Raw genomic sequence first — 17,213 nt, 5'->3', positions numbered from 1 at the left:
ATAGTTAGCAATTAGCGAATAACTTCGTTAAAGAAAAGGCGGCTCTAGAGTCGCCTTTTTTGTATCTGGAATTTGAGAGAATACCTCGGCGCTGTTGCATTGTATTTGCGACGGATGTCGAAACCCTACTTTCCCCAATGATAGGAAACAGCACATGGATTTAAAAACTCTCCCAGCTCTAACCGTGTTATCTGATAACGTTACTGTCGTTGAAATTGATCAGGTCAAAGTAGTACGTGTTATTCATGAGAAAGCGACAGCAGGCATCTCCTTACATGGTGGTCACGTTGTTTCGTTCACTCCTGCTGGTCATGAAGATTTGATTTGGATGAGCGAGAAGGCAATTTTCGACGGGAAAAAAGCTCTGCGAGGCGGCATTCCCGTTTGCTGGCCATGGTTTGGGCGTATTGCAGCACCGGCTCATGGTTTCGCACGTACTGCTGAATGGGAGCTGGTTGAACATCGCGAGAACGATAACGGCGTGATTGTTGAACTTGCTCTGTTCCCGACAGAAGAAATCCACGATATTTGGCCACATATGTTTGACGCTCGTTTGGTGGTTGAAGTTGGCGATGAGCTAAAAGTGACACTCAAAGTCATGAACATCGATGACGAAGCTTGGACCTTCTCTGGCGCGTTACATACTTACCTAAACGTTGGAGACATTAAGCAAGCACAAACGACAGGCATGGGTGCCGAGTACATTGATAGCTTGAAAGCTGATGCGGTATGCCAAGGTGGTGATGTTCTGCAACTCACAGACACCATTGATCGCGTTTACACGCAACCAGAAGCGAAAATTTTGGTAAAAGATCCGGAACTGAATCGTACATTAAGCGTGGAAAACCATGGTCATAACTCCGCGGTACTTTGGAACCCTTGGGCAGAAGGTGCACAAGGTATGGCTGATATGGCTGACGATGGTTACCAAACCATGCTGTGTGTTGAATCTACTGTTCACGCTCCAAGTATCGAGCAAGGTAAAACGCTCCAGCCAGGTGAGACTCATGAACTTGTCACTGTAATTTCAGTGCAGTAGTTATAACCAGATCAAAGGTCGGGAATACCCGACCTTTTTTGTAATAAAAGCCCCACCTAGATGGTCCTCTCTCAACTAACTTATTGGTTATCAGTCACTTTTGACTATTTCATTAATAAATATCAAAAAATTCGATCATATAAACCGATAGCATGCCGATACAAAACTCATAAATAATAAAAATATCAGGAACTGATCTATGTTAGAGAGATACCGAAATCAAAGTGTCGGATTCCAGTTAAAGCTGGTTATCACTTTGTGTCTATTCATTGCTTTCAGCAGTATTGCTGCGCTTGTTTACCGTAACGCTTCCGATGTTCTATTGGAAAGCACCCTTAAAGAGCACCAATCTAAAGTAGAGTCGATGGCTAAAACCATTGCTGGCCAATTCGATGCTTATCTGCATACCGCTAAAGTGCTCGAGTCCACTTTTCGTAATGGCTACCTTGCCGGTGTTTATGTCGAAAACTATACGGTTGATTTCATGGGGCATGAAATACCAAACATCACTCAATACAGTGAAAGCTTAATTAACGACACAAAGCTGGTCGATAGCTTCACACGTGATACCGGTGCTATCGCGACTTTATTCGCGCCTTTGGGAGATGACTTTATCCGTGTATCTACCTCACTAAAAGATCCACAAGGTCAACGAGCAGTGGGAACCACACTAGGTCTCGACCACCCAGGTTATCAGCAACTAAAAGCTGGTCAGCCATATTACGCTCAAATAAAGTTGTACGGCGAACGCTACATTACCTATTACTCTCCAATTAAAGATGCTACAGGAAAAGTTGCAGGGTTATCGTTTATTGGTTTGCCCGTAGATCAAGCAACACAAACGCTATTCGATGCGCTAGAGGAGATTAAATGGGGCGATACTGGCTATACCATCATTGTCGACAACGACTACAACAATCTTGGTAAGTACCTACTCCATCCGACCAAAAGTGCAACCGACCCTTCAATCACAGAAGTTCGTGACTACGAGGGTAATAAGCCTTTCCATAAAATTTTTGAACAAAAGAGCGGATTAATTCTCTACCCTTACCAATTCGGCTCAACAGTCGGCGAAAAGTACTTAGTGTTTACCGAAGTACCAGGCTGGAACTGGAAACTACTGGGTGGTACGTTCATCAAAGAAGTGACCAAAGGCAGTGATACACTACTCAAACTTATCGCCATCATTTCTTCGGTAGCGGCAATCATTACTTTTGTTGTACTGACACTTTTCTTGAATCGCAGCTTAAAACCTCTGACCGTTCTAAACTCCTATATGACTCGCTTGGCGGGCGGCGAGGTCAGCTTGAACGTCCCATCGTCTCGTAAGGCATCAAAAAATGAAATTACGAACCTGAATACGGGTGTCGCCAGTATGGCAAGTCAACTCAATGAACTTGTTGGTAAGATCCGTTCCACAAGCGACTTAGTAGAGAGCAACTCCAACAGCGTTGCCAATGATGCCCATAGCAATTTAACCCAAGCTGACCGCCAACAAGAAGAAGTAGAACAAGTGGTAACAGCAATCGAAGAGATGGCCTCTTCTGCTCAATCGGTGGCGCAGCAAGTAGAAAGCATTGCGGAAAACGTACGCTCAGCGAATACCGATAGTCAATCTGGTCTCGCGATTGTAGAAGGCGTATGTATCGATGTTGCTCAACTTAACGATCAGTTGGATCAATCAGCAGCGGCTATCGAGCAAGTCAATCGCGATAGTGAGAGTATTCAAACCGTCACGAAGATGATTGATGAGATTGCAGAGCAAACCAACCTACTTGCGTTGAATGCAGCCATTGAAGCCGCACGAGCAGGTGAGCAAGGTCGTGGCTTCGCAGTTGTAGCAGATGAAGTGCGCACACTTGCGCACCGTACACAAAGCTCAGTTCAGGATGTAGTTGAAATTATTGAGAAGCTAAAAGGCTCTACTCATAATGCAGTTAATATGATGACTGACAGCCAACGCAGTGCCAACCAGGTCTTAGACAAAGCACAAGACGCGGGTACAGCATTAGAAGCCATCGCAGTACAAGTCCAGTCGATAGCGTCTCAAGCCGACGCCATTGCTGCGACCTCAGAAGAGCAAGCGCAAGTATCCCAAGAAATTGCTGCAAATGCCCATTCTATCAGTGAGCTAAACCGAGAAAGCCGCGACACCAGCGCGAAAACCTCGCAAAGTGCCATTGAACTGCAACAACAAGCTCGGAACTTGAAAGAGCAAGTCGACTTCTTCCACTAATACTTAATAAGAGCCGATTCCATCGGCTCTTTTTGTTTCACTTGAGACCACGCTTTTTGATAGAATTTGCCGCCCTACTTTCTGTTCGAGATCGTCATGAACTATCAATGCCCTTTATGCCACCAAGCTCTAGCGTTAAATGAAAAAACGTTTAAGTGCGAAAACAATCATCAGTTTGACTTAGCAAAAGAAGGCTACGTTAACTTGATGCCAGCGCACCACAAACGTTCTAAAGATCCTGGTGACAATAAAGAGATGATGCAAGCTCGTCGTCGATTCCTTGAGGGGAATTACTACAACCCAATGCGCCAAGAGGTTGCGCAGCTGTGTGCGAAATACACAGAGGGAACCGATCATCAATTATTAGATATTGGTTGCGGCGAGGGTTACTACACGGATCAAGTGCAGAAAACGATACAAACGCAAACGGACGATGCGACGATATATGGACTGGACATTTCAAAAGTTGCGATTCGTTATGCGGCGAAGCGCTACACACAGTGTCACTTTAGCGTCGCTTCTAGCCATCGGCTTCCTTTCGCGAATGAATCCTTAGATGCTATTTTGCGCATTTATGCCCCTTGCAAGGCAGAAGAGCTTCAGCGCGTTGTAAAAGAGAACGGTGTGGTCATCACGGTGACACCTGCAAGCCGTCACTTATACCAACTACGTGAACGCATTTATCAAGATGTTCGTCTTCACAGTGAAGAGCCAGAACATATTGAAGGATATGAATTAGAGCATCAACAACATCTTAACTATGTTATGAATTTGAAGGACGGGGCCGCATTCGATTTATTGCAAATGACGCCATTCGCATGGAAAGCAACCGATGCACTTCGTGAAGAATTGAAGTCCACTACACTCTATCAATGTGAGGCTGATTTTATGCTACGCGTATATCGCAAAAAGTCCACTCAGTAATAATAGTGGCAGACAATAAACGCAAATAGTTATCATTTATATTGATTCATTGTTCAGCCTCCATTAATATCATCCGGACATTTTTGGAGGCTTTTCAATGCGCTTTTCTATTTTAAGCTTGCTCTTTGCTGGCTTACTTACTGGTTGTTCTTCTGTTCCATCAACCAACTCTCACCCTACCTCTGCGGAAGTCACTACTTTTTACGACTACCAACTTTACACTCCTTCTGGCGAGCACATCGCTCTAAGCGAACTACCAAAAGAGCTGCAACAAGCAGATGTCATTCTTATTGGTGAATGGCACACACATGCCGGCGTTCATCGCTTTCAAACCGATATGCTCAAACAACTTTCATCTTATGACCGCCCACTCGCGTTATCAATGGAACAATTTACCCGCGACAAACAACCTGTTGTTGACGCTTACCTGCGTGGGGAAATCGGTGAACAGTACTTGATGAAACAAGCCAATGCTTGGCCCAATTATGAGAGCGACTATCGCCCTCTCGTTGAGTTTGCTAAGCAGAAAAATCTCCCGGTGATTGCTGCGAATGCACCAAAGGGCATTGTCCGATGTATTGGTCGTCAGGGGATAGACTACGTTAACAAGCTCGATGATGAGCAGCGAGCGTTTATTGCAGAATCCATCAACACGGCCAGTAGTCCATACAAAGAGAAGTTTATGGCATCCATGCATCATGGGAAACCAGAACAAACCGAGAAACAGTTTGCAGCTCAAATAACTTGGGATGAAACCATGGCAGAGTCTATTGTTAACTACCTAACCGCCACACCAGGAGCTCAGGTTGTTCATGTCGCGGGCAAGTTTCATACCGAGCAAGGGTTAGGTACGGCTGCATCCATCTTAAGCCGCAATCCGAGCTTAAAAGTAGTTGTAATTAGCCCAACAGATAATGTGCTTGCTGATCATACTGATTATCAGTTAGAGGTTCTTGCACCACCAGTACGGTATGTACAAGATGCTCACCGCATGGCGGCATATCAACACCTCACTAAGCGCAATAGCGATCTTCAATGTAAGTAGCTGGTCTCCAATTTAAGTTACTACCTTGTCGTTGCGTTGCATCATCACACTGCTCCGAGTTCATAGAGTGACAACGGTCTGCTTCCTGCTGGTCTATTTTTTGCTAATGATCACGAATAGAAACCAGAAGCGGCAAAAGCAGACCTGTTTTTATCCAAATAGCTTCAGAAATAGAATTTGCCGCCGATAGTAATATAACTGCTTTTTACCCGCACTCAGTGAACGAGTGTCGATGTTCCAAGGAGTATTCGATGAATCCAGTAGGAAGCACTTCTGTTAATAGCTATGCCAAACAATCTGTCGCCTCTAAGCAAACAAGTATTGCACAAGAGGAAGGCAACGCTTCGCCGCTAAAAGTCGAACACAATAAGGTGACACTGTCTACGGAGGGCAAAGCGCTCCTCGCCGCTCTGCAGCAAATCGAACACGACAGTAAGAGAGTAGAAGCAGAAGATAAATCTGTTGGTGAAAAAGTGGAGTCCTTTACACATGGCGCACTTGGCATGGATCACCCTGACAAAATCGAGGAAGAAGAAGACGGCTCATACTCTGCGGGTCAATACCTTTCTGCGGCCCTCACTGTCGGTGGCATCATATTAGCGTTGGTCTAATAATCGTTACGACAATAAATCCTATTTGAATAAATCACTAACTGCAGCCCATAATTTGATACGTCAAAGAACGATATGTCGTAAACGTAGGTTATATACTCCTCAATTCGACCGCTCTTATGACCTTAGAACGCATACTCGTTTATTGCTCCCTAAACTAGGTTTCTTGTGAAGGCACTGAATGGATAACTTTAGTCCATGCTTTCAACTCCTAAGCGTAATCCAAGCCCACGTTTGTGGGCTTTCTTCTTTCTAAATTCACAAACGTTAGAGGCTGATTCACTTTTTCTACAAACCCAAGCAAAGACGACAATTTAGTTAAACTTTTATTACCGACACAAAATCGTCATAAATCATTGTTTTAATGCCAGCGCTTTCAATAAACAAGGAAAATATAATGAAGCGCTTAGTATCTCCAATCGTTACCGCAGTGGCAGCATCAATCCTCTCTTTTAATGCACTCTCGGCCGAAATCAAAAACGTTATTTTGATGATCGGCGATGGCATGGGGCCTCAACAAGTTGGTCTACTAGAGACTTACGCCAAACACGCACCTAACTCGATTTACAAAGGCGAAACTACCGCTTTGTATAAACTCGCTCAAGAAGGTGTGATTGGATCATCACTGACCAATCCAGAAGACGCGATTGTCGTCGACTCTGCGTGCTCCGCAACGATGCTAGCAACAGGAATACCTACCGCTTCTGAAGTCATTGGCATTGATAGCCAAGGCAACCACGTTGAAACCATTTTGGAAAAAGCCAAAAGCAAAGGTAAGGCTACGGGTCTCGTCTCTGATACACGTATGACTCATGCAACGCCAGCCGCATTTGCCGCTCATCAACCACACCGTTCTCTAGAAAACAGTATTGCGGCGGACATGCTAGAAACTGGCGTAGACGTGATGATGTCTGGCGGACTTCGTCATTGGATTCCAAAGTCGACAAACGACAAGGGAGAGACATACGAGCAACTTGAAAAGCTCACTGAAGGTAATGTCTACCTAAAGTCGAAACGTAAAGATGAGCGCAACTTGCTGACTGAGGCGCAAGACCAAGGTTACAACCTGGCTTTCAGCCGCGATATGCTCACACAAGCTAAAGGTGACAAATTACTTGGACTTTTTGCTTACTCGGGCATGAACGATGGTATTGCCTACAGCCAAAACAAAAACGATCCAAAACGTACGCAGCCATCACTGGAAGAAATGACCACCAAAGCAATCGACATCCTTTCAAAAGACAAAGACGGCTTTTTCTTGATGGTTGAAGGCGGTCAAATTGACTGGGCTGGCCACAGTAACGATGCGGGTACGATGCTGCATGAAATGATCAAGTTCGACGAAGCGGTAGACTCGGTTTATGAGTGGGCAAAAGGCCGTGATGACACACTGATCATTGTTACCGCTGACCACGAGACCGGTTCTTTCGGCTTTAGTTACTCATCAGCAAACTTGCCTAAACCGCAAAAACGCGATGGCGAAGCATTCAAAAATCAAGATTACGCGCCAAACTTCAACTTTGGTCAGTTCGAAATCCTCGATGGTTTATACAACCAGAAGAAAAGCTACTACGGTATGATCAGCGAATTCCAAGCGCTTGATAAGAAAGCTCAAACACCAGAGAAGTTTGCAGAAATTGTGAATGCAAATAGCGCTTTTTCGATTACGCCTGAGCAAGCAGAACGCGTATTAGCAAGTAAACCAAATCCATACCGACTCGCTGGACACAAATACTTAAGCGAAGAGAACGTTCCTACAATCAATGACTTTGATGCGTTCTTTCCTTACAACGACCGTGGCAACTTGCTAGCTCGTGAGCATGCAACAAAGCAAAACACAGTATGGGGAACGGGTACTCATACGCATACCCCAGTCAACGTATTTGCTTGGGGGCCGGCAGAAACTATCCTTCCGGTATCAAAAATCATGCACCACTCTCAGTTAGGTGAGTATTTAAAGCAACAAATCAAATAATCGGCTTGCACTTACTTCACGACTCGTGATGTTCAAACGCTCTCGTAAGGGAGCGTTTTTTTATGCATGAAAATAGTTGACGTTTTAAACAATAAACCTCAATAATTATAGGTCTTTGATTATATGAATGAAGAAAATGTGCGAAATATTTGCTAAGCAGCCCCAAGACAACTATCAGTTCATCACCCGCTCTATCCGTATTGATGGTCACGCCACAAGTGTAAAACTTGAAGCAAGCTTTTGGACGATTCTTGAGGAAATTGCTAACGCTCAAAACATGACTGTTCCTAAGTTTATTAGTACGGTCTATCAAGAAGCGCTCGAATACAATGGTGAAGTAAACAACTTTGCCTCCCTACTCCGCTGCGCCTGTCTCACTTACGCTCGCCAACCTAAAGAGACGATTCGTCAAGCACTGACACAACTAAACACTTAATAACAACCAACCGCTGACCAACCTACCAATAACCTTCATAAGCTATGCAACAGAGTTGTAAGCCATTGAGCATGTTCTAATTTGTCGTACTAGAGTACTACCCAGACTCCTTTTGAACTCGCTAACCTATGCGGACTATCAAGGAGTACCCATGACAAAAATGATTCACACCATGATCCGAGTCTGCGATCTGGACCGTTCTCTACAATTTTACCGCGACGTACTTGAGCTAGAAATCAAAGACCAATACATCTTTGATGGTTTTTCTCTGACCTATCTAGCCAACGAAGAAACTGGCTTTGAATTAGAGCTAACACACAATCACGATCAAACTGAGCCTTACACTCACGGCTCAGGCTACGGTCACCTTGCTGTCAGCGTAGAGGACATCGAACAAACTCACAAACGCATTAAATCTCTCGGTATTGAAGCGGGTGACATCAAAGCTTTTGATCACCAACAAAAGCATTTGGCAACGTTCTTTTTTGTGACTGATCCTGATGGTTACAAAATTGAGTTCTTACAACGCCAAGGGCGTTACCTATAACAAAAAGAGTAAACATCATGATTCACTTGACTGCTACCTTTCACGCACAACCGGGAAAAGAACAAGAACTGAAAGCAGTGCTCACCCGAGTACTTGAACCCACTCGCAATGAGGAAGGTTGTGTTCGTTATCAGTTATTCCAAGATAAAGACAATGCGTGCCACTTCGTTTTTCAAGAGCAATTTAAAGACCAACAAGCGTTCGATCTTCATGGTAAAACAGAACACTTTGCTCTTTTGATTAGCCAAATCGACAACTTGTTAGAATGCGAACCGAAATTGGCGTTCTTTAACGAACTGTAAAAACACCGCTTAATGCAAATAAAAAGGCACTCTTTACTAGAGTGCCTTTTCGTACTGTTGTGGCTGTGATTACGCGTCTTGCTTCTCTACCATGTGCAAATGCACATCTTGTTGTGGGAAAGGAATCGAAATGCCTTCTCGGTCAAAGCGCAGTTTCACTTCTTTTGTCACATCCCAATACACGTCCCAATAATCATCAGTTTTTACCCAAGGACGAACAATAAAGTCTACAGATGATGTGTTTAACGTATGCACTTTGATCATCGGCTCTGGTGTACGAAGTACTGCAGGGTGAGAAGTAATGATATCAGACAGCACTGACTCGGCTTTCAGCAAGTCATCCGCATAGCCAATGCCAAACACCATATCCACACGGCGAATGCGCTCGTGTGTGACGTTCTTAATGACATCTCCCCAAATTTTACTGTTAGGTACAATAATAATTTGGTTATCAAACGTACGGATTGTGGTGTTCACCAAACTCATATGGCTTACCTTACCATCCACGCCACCAGCATACACAAAGTCACCAACATCAAATGGGCGGTAAATAAGCAACATCATACCCGCCGCGAAGTTGGACAAGGTGTCTTGCAAAGCGAAGCCGATAATCACACCAGCAATACCAAAACCAGTTAGGATCGGTGCTAGGTTCAATCCAAGCTGAGATAGGCCCACCATGATACCAATCACCCACACGAATTTGCCGGACATTGATATAAAGAAATCCTGCATCAAGTGTGAGAGCTTTAAGTTTTTCGATGAAACCGCCTTGCTGACCACTTTGCGCGTTAACTTCGCGAGCCCACGAGCGATCAATAAAATCAGCGCAAATACAAACAACTGGAAAATGTGCTGCGGCGCATTTTCGGCAAACCAGTCTAGCGCAGAGTTGGACCAATGGCTCAGTATTGACCACACTACTTTGGTATTCAGCAAGTCATGGGTGATATTCCCTGTCACTTCGAAAATTTGGCGTTTGTATTCGGACGTTTCTAAACCGACTTTATCGCCAATCGAAATTAAATTGCGTAGGCTTTCCGTCGCAATATTCAGTCTTTGTTTAGTAATAAGCTGACTAAGCTGCAGTGACGCTTTTTCCGATTCAGGGCTTGACGAAAGTTGAGAGCCGATGATTTCACTTTGCTGGCTCAAGTACTCAATTGAGGCAGACAGCAAACGCATACGTTTATCAACTTTATCCTTTAGTTCCGCTTCTGCGCGCTCATTTTGAGCCCCTAACTCTTTCAGCCAAGCAAGGTTTTGCCAACTTGAATCGAAGCTGACATCGAGGTAATGCTGTAACTCTCGGTAATCATTAACAAGAGCAAGTTTCTCTTCATCCTTGGCTTTATTTAAATCTTCAACGACTTTCTTTATTTTTTCCGACAGATAGTTCGTGGCGTCCTCGGAGTATTTTTCCTGCTTTTTAACCAAGGAGATCAATTTGTCACGAGGGATAGTTTCACGTTCAATCGCTGATGCTAACTGACTTCTTAACTCTTCATTTTTTTGGAACAGCTGCAGTTGAAGCGCGTCGCGCTCATCACCACTCGCTTGCGAGAGACCTTGGGATAAATCCACAATTTCTCGATTCAAGTTATCAATAGAAGTTTCGGCAGCAGAGGGCTCTGGCGTATCCTGAATATCTTTCGCATTGATGACCATCGGGGCCATCATACCGAGGATGAGCGCGAATAATGCCACCCAAGATGTCAGGCGTATTTTCTGGGGGAAATGAAACGTCATGTTTACCTCTTAGGGAACAGTTCTGATCAAAACGACCAAGAATAGAAGTGTAAAGCCTTGAAATTATATACCTAAGTTTACAACACTAAATAATAAACTGAGCAGCATTTCGTTAGTTGGGCGTCAAAGTTGAGAAACCCAATAACAAACAAGCCTTTCATTATTAGATGAAAGGCTTGTGTACATTTAACTACGGGCGATTGGGGTGATTCAGAATGTGGTCTTCCCAATCCACTACATCAATCTCGTATACCACTTTATTGCGGACACTTTCGCCCGCCGCGTGCATCGCAGATTTCGAGCCCGTAATCAACGGATGCCATTCTGGTAAAGGCTGTTTTTCAGCCAGCAGGCGGTAAGCGCACGTATGCGGCAGCCAAGTAAAATCGTCAATGTCTTCGCGCGTCAGCTTGGTGCACTCTTCACCCGAAGTAAAACGATTTGGGTAATCCTTACAAGAGCACGTTTTGCTATTTAGCCAGCTACAGGCCACATTGGTGTAATAGATTTCGTCGGTATCTTCGTCCATTAGCTTATGCAGGCAACATTTACCACAACCATCACAGAGAGATTCCCATTCCTCTTCTGTCATCTGTTCTAACGATTTACTTTGCCAAAATGGAGTGCTCATACTTCAGGTCTCACCAAGGGAATTTAGGGGGCGATTTATACCCCTCTCGACGCAAAAGTTCAAGTTTTGAGAAGATCTCGAATCATTCACACATAACAGTAGAGATATTCAACTACTTTCGCTTTACTGTTCTATCCTTAAACGAGTTTCCATTACTCAATTGATCAAGAAGGCATTAAGGAGTTTTCATGGGTATTATTTCTTGGATTATTTTGGGCTTAATCGCCGGTGCACTCGCAAAATGGCTCATGCCAGGAAAAGATGGGGGTGGCTGGATTGCGACAATGCTACTCGGTATTGCTGGGGCGTTTGTCGGCGGCTTTCTTGGCGGTATTCTGGGTTTCGGCGGGGCAACTGGCGTAAATATCGGTAGCATCATCACCGCAACGCTAGGCGCATTTATTCTGCTGTTTGTTTACAACCGCTTCTTGAGATGATCACAACGGTTTAGAAGCCAAAAGGAGCACTCTATTGAGTGCTCCTTTTTATTTTTTCTTAAGCGACTCTTCCAATCCACGTCAAAATGACCATAATTGCCCCTCAATTTTTAAGAGGTTTACATTATGGATTGTCGACTAGGATGCGGAGCTTGCTGTATTGCGCCAAGTATCTCTTCACCGATACCTGGAATGCCCAAGGGCAAACCAGCAGGTGTTCGTTGCGTACAACTCAACGATGAAAATTTGTGTAAGCTGTTTGGTAAGCCTGAGCGCCCTAACGTTTGTCACGATTTTAAACCGTGTCCGGTTGTGTGTGGCAAAACCAACCAAGAAGCGCTCGACAACATCACTGAGCTAGAGCAACTTACTTAATCTATTCAGAGCCCCCGTTTAGTCGTTACCAAGCTCTCGCAAATACAAGTAGATGGTATCGCGCGAAATGCCAAGATGGTTTGCAACCATTAAAACAGCATCTTTGTATTTAAAAATGCCCAAGCCGTGCAGTCGCGTCACCAGTTCACGGTTACGTTTAGAAGGCGCAATGGCTTCATTTTCCCACACTTCTGTTTGTACGGTTTCTATCGTGCTGATGATGGTTTCATCGATATTACGCGCAAACGTTTCTGGTGAGCGAGCACCACCAACACAACACTCGGAGTGTTGCTGAGGCAGCATTGCCTTTAAAAACGCCTGCATCGGTGCATCCATATCCACGTTGATACACAGCAAACCAATCGGTTTGTTTTTTGGATTTCTGACAATGGTCGTAATGGAGTGCAAGGTCTTTCCGTTCGACGTTTTCGTCAGGTACGAATCAGAAACGTCCTTGCCCTCTCTTAACTTCATTCTCGCTAAGTTGGTAATTGGGGCACCTTCACTGCGTTCCGTCACGTGCCCGTTTGCGATTTTGATGATTTCCGGCGCTTCGGCATCTAAGCTGTGGAGAACCACTTCAGTGTGTTCACCATACATGCGTGCAATGCCATCCACGACGTTTTTCATAGAGTTCAAAATATCGAGATCACTCTTGGTGAGTTTCTTTAGTAGCAATGTTACTTCCCTTAGCAAAAACTGGAGGTTAGGCCGACATAATATCGATAATAGATTTGTCAGTATACGGCATACCGAAACGAACCATTGAGCCTACATTTCTTATCGTTTGCTCAACTTCTTCGCCTACTATACCTTGATTCTTAACACTGTGGTTACCCATCGCCATCAAATATGAGCGCACCGCCGTTGTCGATGAAGTACACACTTTCATCGCACAAGAGGACTTCGCACCATCGCACACCATACCTGAACTGTCGCTGATGACGTTTTGAATGGCGTAGCATGATTGTTCAAATGTACCACCAGCTAAATACACCAGCGCCATAGAAGCTGCCGCACTGGTAACAGTGTTGCCACAAAAAGCGGATAACGGTGGGTAATAAGATTTGATGTAAATAGCCCCTAAATGACTCATGATCAACGCGCGTGCCAACTGTTCTTCGTCGTTTTGGAATGCTTCAGCCGCAACTACGACTGGCATTGTAGCGGCAATACCTTGGTTCCCACTGCCGAAATTGCTCATGGCTGGCAACGTCGCCCCTCCCATGCGAGCATCAGACGCCGCGGATGTCATCATCTGTATACGACTCATTAAGTCATTGCCCAATAAGCCTTGCTCGATGTTGCCTTTTAGCGTGCGTCCAATTTCTAGGCCGTAACCTCGGTCGATACCCTCTTGAGCAAGCAAGGTATTAAGCTCTGCAGCTTGGAGAATGAATTTGATCTCTTCAAAAGGCGCTTGAGTGGCAAACTCATAGATTTGTTTGATCGAAATATCCACACCTTCACAAACGGAAGCGGTCGCAACGCGTTGCTGCGGTGGAGCATCAAAAATCACGTCGCCATTGCGCATGATCTGGATAATGTTGGTGTGACCGCCACTGATCGTGACCGAAACAACATCGTCACCAGAGGAGAGCGTTACGTTGCAATAAATGAATTCTTGCGTATCCATGCGCGCTACGGTTACTCGCTCTTCATCTATCAATTTTTGCGCAGCAGCGACATCCTGCTCATTAATCCGAGCCAACACTTCCAGTTCTGCTGTTGGGTCACCGGCTAATGCACCAACTGAGGCGGCAATTTTGAGGCCTATCTTGCCCGTTCCGGGTACGAAAACACCCATCGAGTTTTTAAATAGGTTGTCTGAAACACGCACCTCTATCGCATCAATATCGGATGCGCCCAACTCTTTTCTAGCAACTGCTGCCGCGTACGCAGCAGCAATGGGTTCTGTACATCCTAATGCAGGTTTCACGACTTGCTTAATGATTTGGATATATTGTGTCCATTGCTGGTTCATGCTCTGCTCTCCGTATTACTTTTTATGAGCAATCGCTTCGACTTCAATTAACACGCCAAGAGGCAAATCTTTCACTGCGAAGCAACTGCGTGCCGGACAATCTTGTTGGAAAAACTCTGCGTAGACCTTGTTAAACTCGGCAAAGTCATTAATATTCGATAGGTAACACGTTGTTTTTAAAACAGTATCGATACTGCCACCACCAGCCTCTAAAACGTACTTCAAGTTAGTAAGAGATTGATGACTTTGTGCACTGATGCCGCCTTCAACTACTTTTCCTGTTGCCTTATCAACGGGTAATTGGCCAGAAGTAAAAATCAAATCGCCATAGCTAGTGCCATGTGAATAAGGTCCGATAGCAGCAGGCGCGTGTTCAGATGAAATCAATTTTTTCATTTTTAAATCCTCACATAAATTTTATTTTTTATTAAGAAGTTTCTAATTTAACTTCCGTATTAGCGTTATTTTTTCAATTAAATATGAATCAAACAACTAGATCAGATCACAAAATTCGTTAAAAACTCCAATTTATTTGAATTTATTCGCCAAGATCTCAAATTTATCTGAATTTTCCACAAAAAAATTGTTGATATACATTTTCTCAATTAAATTTGAGAAAAATTCATACTAACAAGAGAAACAATAAAATGAGCGTGACAGCACCTACACAAACCTTACCTATCGGTAAAGAGCCACCGCACGTAAAAGCAGGCATGGCCCTAGACGAGTGGAAAGCCGCCATCAAGTTTGATAGCACAGACTGGGGATGGGTGATCATGAGTATCGGCATGGCAATCGGTGCCGGTATTGTCTTTTTACCAGTAAAAGTAGGCGTACTGGGCCTTTGGGTATTCTTGGCCTCTGCCGTGATCGGCTACCCAGCGATGTACTTGTTCCAACGCCTTTTCATCAACACTCTCTCAAGTTCACCAAAGTGCCAAGATTACGCTGGCGTCATTTCCGGCTACCTTGGTAACAAATGGGGGGCGTTATTAGGTGTGCTCTACTTCATCATGTTGGTGATTTGGGTCTTTGTTTACTCAACAGCTATCAACAATGACTCGGCATCTTTCCTACATAGTTTTGGCATCACGGAAGGTTTATTGTCTGAAAACCCGCTATATGGTCTGGCTTTAGTGTGCGCGCTGGTCGCTATTGCATCTCGTGGTGAAAAGATTTTGTTTAAGGTCAGTACTGGTCTTGTACTGATTAAACTTTGTACCGTTGCATTACTTGGCGTCATGATGATCGAAAAATGGGATGTAGCGAATGTCGGTGCAATTCCAGAAACAGGCGCTGGTTTGAAAGATGCAATTGAGCTACTGCCGTTTACTCTAACGTCTATTCTCTTCATTCAAAGCTTGAGCCCAATGGTGATCTCGTACCGATCAAAAGAAAAATCGATTGAGGTTGCTCGCTTTAAAGCCATGCGCGCAATGAAAATTGCTTTCGGTATCTTGTTTGTGACCGTCTTCTTCTACGCGATTTCCTTTACGCTTGCGATGTCACATGAACAAGCGGTTAAAGCAGCAGAAGAGAACATCTCTGCTCTTGCGATGGTTGCGCAAGGCATGGACGGCACGACGCTAAAACTAATGAGTTTGATGCTGAATATTTTCTCAGTAATGACTGCGTTTTTTGGCGTGTACTTAGGTTTCCGCGATTCTTGCCAAGGTCTAGCGATGCTGGCTCTAAAAAAGGTCATGCCTGAAGATAAGATCAATAAAGACTTAGTCACCAAGGGAATCATTCTCTTTGCGATTCTCATGGCGTGGGGTGCAATTGTATTGAATCTACCAGTTCTGAGCTTCACATCAGTATGTAGCCCTATCTTTGGTTTGATTGGCTGTTTGATTCCAGCTTACCTTGTCTACCAAGTGCCTTCTTTACACAAATACAAAGGCGCGTCGCTTTACTTGATTATTGCGACTGGTATTTTGTTGTGCGTATCACCTTTCGTCGCATTTAGCTAAAACCTACTTTGCCTTGGCTGTTACTCAGGTAGTGATGGCCAAGGCAAACTTAAAATTCAACCTCTCCTCTCCTTGCTTTTCTCTCATCCTTGAGAACTCTTGCCACATACCGTCCTATTTGCAGTCTTTACGAGACCTCCCTCACACTTAATTGACAATTCTCGACTATGTTCAGCGGGTCATTTAAGTAGAAATTAGGAAATAACATGAACAAGTATTTAGCAGAGGCTTTTGGTACGTTCTGGCTAGTATTAGGCGGTTGCGGTAGCGCTGTGTTGGCTGCAGGTTTCCCAGACGTGGGTATTGGTCTGCTGGGCGTTGCTCTGGCCTTTGGTTTAACCGTTTTAACCATGGCATTTGCAATCGGTCATATTTCAGGTTGTCACTTGAACCCGGCAGTGACGGTCGGTCTTTGGGCTGGCGGTCGTTTTGAGACAAAAGACGTTGCGCCTTACATCATCGCACAAGTGCTCGGCGGGCTGATCGCTGGTGGCATTCTTTATGTCATCGCGACAGGACAAGCTGGATTCGATGTTGTGGGTTCTGGCTTTGCCGCCAATGGTTATGGTGAACACTCGCCGGGTCAGTACTCCATGCTTGCTGCGCTAGTTTCTGAAGTTGTAATGACGATGATGTTCCTTATCGTAATCATGGGGGCGACAGACAAACGTGCACCTCAAGGTTTTGCACCTATTGCGATTGGTTTGTGTCTGACTCTTATTCACCTGATCAGCATTCCTGTCACAAATACCTCAGTAAACCCGGCTCGTAGTACAGCAGTCGCAATGTACGTTGGTGACTGGGCAGTTTCTCAATTATGGCTGTTCTGGGTTGCGCCTATTTTGGGTGGTGTACTTGGTGCAGTTATCTACAAAAACCTTCTTGGTAAAGAATCGAACGATTAATCGTTCTCAACTCCCAAAATCAAAAAAGCCGCTGAATTCAGCGG

Annotated in this window: 18 protein-coding genes; 13 read left to right on the top strand and 5 right to left on the bottom strand. The window is 44.5% G+C overall.

Annotated features, from left to right (window positions below; translation table 11 throughout):
- Positions 1–154 precede the first annotated feature (154 nt).
- The 9 genes from ACZ5ZC_RS21975 to ACZ5ZC_RS21935 all read left to right on the top strand — a co-directional run bounded on the left by ACZ5ZC_RS21975 (position 155) and on the right by ACZ5ZC_RS21935 (position 9,115).
- On the top strand, positions 155–1,039 hold the full coding sequence (locus ACZ5ZC_RS21975; RefSeq protein WP_012841555.1) for a D-hexose-6-phosphate mutarotase: 885 nt from the start codon (positions 155–157) through the stop codon (positions 1,037–1,039).
- A gap of 199 nt (positions 1,040–1,238) precedes the next feature.
- Positions 1,239–3,275, top strand: coding sequence for a methyl-accepting chemotaxis protein (locus ACZ5ZC_RS21970; protein WP_054868004.1), 2,037 nt, complete (start codon positions 1,239–1,241; stop codon positions 3,273–3,275).
- A 96-nt stretch (positions 3,276–3,371) separates the two neighbouring features.
- The gene (gene rlmA / locus ACZ5ZC_RS21965; protein WP_047010124.1) at positions 3,372–4,199 is read left to right on the top strand and encodes a 23S rRNA (guanine(745)-N(1))-methyltransferase; all 828 of its coding nucleotides are present in this window, start codon (positions 3,372–3,374) and stop codon (positions 4,197–4,199) included.
- 97 nt (positions 4,200–4,296) lie between these two features.
- Positions 4,297–5,244, top strand: a complete 948-nt coding sequence (locus ACZ5ZC_RS21960; RefSeq protein WP_464932287.1) for a ChaN family lipoprotein — start codon at positions 4,297–4,299, stop codon at positions 5,242–5,244.
- A 251-nt stretch (positions 5,245–5,495) separates the two neighbouring features.
- Positions 5,496–5,855 carry a hypothetical protein gene (locus ACZ5ZC_RS21955; RefSeq protein WP_047010122.1) on the top strand — a complete coding sequence of 120 codons (360 nt, stop codon included), beginning with the start codon at positions 5,496–5,498 and terminating at the stop codon, positions 5,853–5,855.
- Positions 5,856–6,252: 397 nt separating this feature from the next.
- Positions 6,253–7,830, top strand: coding sequence for an alkaline phosphatase (locus tag ACZ5ZC_RS21950; protein WP_464932286.1), 1,578 nt, complete (start codon positions 6,253–6,255; stop codon positions 7,828–7,830).
- 136 nt (positions 7,831–7,966) lie between these two features.
- Positions 7,967–8,266, top strand: a complete 300-nt coding sequence (locus tag ACZ5ZC_RS21945) for a ribbon-helix-helix domain-containing protein (RefSeq protein ID WP_031780613.1) — start codon at positions 7,967–7,969, stop codon at positions 8,264–8,266.
- A gap of 151 nt (positions 8,267–8,417) precedes the next feature.
- A complete protein-coding gene (locus tag ACZ5ZC_RS21940) occupies positions 8,418–8,813 on the top strand; it encodes a VOC family protein (protein ID WP_054868006.1) in 396 nt (131 codons plus the stop codon).
- Positions 8,814–8,830: 17 nt separating this feature from the next.
- Positions 8,831–9,115, top strand: coding sequence for a putative quinol monooxygenase (locus ACZ5ZC_RS21935; RefSeq protein WP_054868007.1), 285 nt, complete (start codon positions 8,831–8,833; stop codon positions 9,113–9,115).
- A 69-nt stretch (positions 9,116–9,184) separates the two neighbouring features.
- Here ACZ5ZC_RS21935 and ACZ5ZC_RS21930 read toward each other — a convergent pair whose 3' ends face one another.
- A complete protein-coding gene (locus ACZ5ZC_RS21930; protein WP_005397241.1) occupies positions 9,185–10,783 on the bottom strand; it encodes a mechanosensitive ion channel family protein in 1,599 nt (532 codons plus the stop codon).
- Between the two features lie 271 nt (positions 10,784–11,054).
- Entirely contained in the window at positions 11,055–11,495 is a 441-nt protein-coding gene (locus ACZ5ZC_RS21925) for a YcgN family cysteine cluster protein (RefSeq protein ID WP_005384948.1), read from the bottom strand.
- Positions 11,496–11,683: 188 nt separating this feature from the next.
- On the opposite strand from ACZ5ZC_RS21925, the gene ACZ5ZC_RS21920 reads away from it, so the two are divergent.
- Complete coding sequence (locus ACZ5ZC_RS21920; protein ID WP_005397239.1) at positions 11,684–11,932, top strand: GlsB/YeaQ/YmgE family stress response membrane protein; 249 nt, start codon at positions 11,684–11,686, stop codon at positions 11,930–11,932.
- A gap of 126 nt (positions 11,933–12,058) precedes the next feature.
- Entirely contained in the window at positions 12,059–12,307 is a 249-nt protein-coding gene (locus ACZ5ZC_RS21915) for a YkgJ family cysteine cluster protein (RefSeq protein WP_054868008.1), read from the top strand.
- Positions 12,308–12,325: 18 nt separating this feature from the next.
- Here the strand turns inward: ACZ5ZC_RS21915 and ACZ5ZC_RS21910 are convergent, their stop codons facing one another.
- From ACZ5ZC_RS21910 to ACZ5ZC_RS21900, 3 genes are read right to left on the bottom strand one after another with little or no spacing between them, the layout of a single operon-like run.
- A complete protein-coding gene (locus ACZ5ZC_RS21910; RefSeq protein WP_176319622.1) occupies positions 12,326–12,985 on the bottom strand; it encodes a helix-turn-helix transcriptional regulator in 660 nt (219 codons plus the stop codon).
- Between the two features lie 28 nt (positions 12,986–13,013).
- Positions 13,014–14,291, bottom strand: coding sequence for an L-cysteine desulfidase family protein (locus tag ACZ5ZC_RS21905; RefSeq protein ID WP_440873164.1), 1,278 nt, complete (start codon positions 14,289–14,291; stop codon positions 13,014–13,016).
- A 15-nt stretch (positions 14,292–14,306) separates the two neighbouring features.
- Positions 14,307–14,687, bottom strand: coding sequence for a RidA family protein (locus tag ACZ5ZC_RS21900; RefSeq protein WP_054868011.1), 381 nt, complete (start codon positions 14,685–14,687; stop codon positions 14,307–14,309).
- Positions 14,688–15,004: 317 nt separating this feature from the next.
- On the opposite strand from ACZ5ZC_RS21900, the gene ACZ5ZC_RS21895 reads away from it, so the two are divergent.
- Together ACZ5ZC_RS21895 and aqpZ are read left to right on the top strand one after the other, a co-directional pair.
- Complete coding sequence (locus tag ACZ5ZC_RS21895) at positions 15,005–16,264, top strand: SLC5/6 family protein (protein ID WP_031780611.1); 1,260 nt, start codon at positions 15,005–15,007, stop codon at positions 16,262–16,264.
- A gap of 206 nt (positions 16,265–16,470) precedes the next feature.
- Positions 16,471–17,169: an aquaporin Z gene (gene aqpZ / locus ACZ5ZC_RS21890; RefSeq protein WP_053808790.1), complete on the top strand. Its 699-nt coding sequence runs from the start codon at positions 16,471–16,473 to the stop codon at positions 17,167–17,169.
- The last annotated feature ends 44 nt before the right edge of the window (positions 17,170–17,213 follow it).

This window comes from Vibrio sp. JCM 18905 (assembly GCF_055393305.1).
Note: the sequence above shows the minus strand (reverse complement) of the source record. Positions and strands in the feature narration are given on the sequence as shown.

Excerpts from the sequence above, each read along its gene's own strand:
- ACZ5ZC_RS21975 (WP_012841555.1), top strand. The coding sequence starts at position 155 with ATGGATTTAAAAACTCTCCCAGCTCTAACCGTGTTATCTGATAACGTT.
- ACZ5ZC_RS21970 (WP_054868004.1), top strand. The coding sequence starts at position 1,239 with ATGTTAGAGAGATACCGAAATCAAAGTGTCGGATTCCAGTTAAAGCTG.
- rlmA (WP_047010124.1), top strand. The coding sequence starts at position 3,372 with ATGAACTATCAATGCCCTTTATGCCACCAAGCTCTAGCGTTAAATGAA.
- ACZ5ZC_RS21960 (WP_464932287.1), top strand. The coding sequence starts at position 4,297 with ATGCGCTTTTCTATTTTAAGCTTGCTCTTTGCTGGCTTACTTACTGGT.
- ACZ5ZC_RS21955 (WP_047010122.1), top strand. The coding sequence starts at position 5,496 with ATGAATCCAGTAGGAAGCACTTCTGTTAATAGCTATGCCAAACAATCT.
- ACZ5ZC_RS21950 (WP_464932286.1), top strand. The coding sequence starts at position 6,253 with ATGAAGCGCTTAGTATCTCCAATCGTTACCGCAGTGGCAGCATCAATC.
- ACZ5ZC_RS21945 (WP_031780613.1), top strand. The coding sequence starts at position 7,967 with ATGTGCGAAATATTTGCTAAGCAGCCCCAAGACAACTATCAGTTCATC.
- ACZ5ZC_RS21940 (WP_054868006.1), top strand. The coding sequence starts at position 8,418 with ATGACAAAAATGATTCACACCATGATCCGAGTCTGCGATCTGGACCGT.
- ACZ5ZC_RS21935 (WP_054868007.1), top strand. The coding sequence starts at position 8,831 with ATGATTCACTTGACTGCTACCTTTCACGCACAACCGGGAAAAGAACAA.
- ACZ5ZC_RS21930 (WP_005397241.1), bottom strand. The coding sequence starts at position 10,783 with ATGGTCATCAATGCGAAAGATATTCAGGATACGCCAGAGCCCTCTGCT.
- ACZ5ZC_RS21925 (WP_005384948.1), bottom strand. The coding sequence starts at position 11,495 with ATGAGCACTCCATTTTGGCAAAGTAAATCGTTAGAACAGATGACAGAA.
- ACZ5ZC_RS21920 (WP_005397239.1), top strand. The coding sequence starts at position 11,684 with ATGGGTATTATTTCTTGGATTATTTTGGGCTTAATCGCCGGTGCACTC.
- ACZ5ZC_RS21915 (WP_054868008.1), top strand. The coding sequence starts at position 12,059 with ATGGATTGTCGACTAGGATGCGGAGCTTGCTGTATTGCGCCAAGTATC.
- ACZ5ZC_RS21905 (WP_440873164.1), bottom strand. The coding sequence starts at position 14,291 with ATGAACCAGCAATGGACACAATATATCCAAATCATTAAGCAAGTCGTG.
- ACZ5ZC_RS21900 (WP_054868011.1), bottom strand. The coding sequence starts at position 14,687 with ATGAAAAAATTGATTTCATCTGAACACGCGCCTGCTGCTATCGGACCT.
- ACZ5ZC_RS21895 (WP_031780611.1), top strand. The coding sequence starts at position 15,005 with ATGGCCCTAGACGAGTGGAAAGCCGCCATCAAGTTTGATAGCACAGAC.
- aqpZ (WP_053808790.1), top strand. The coding sequence starts at position 16,471 with ATGAACAAGTATTTAGCAGAGGCTTTTGGTACGTTCTGGCTAGTATTA.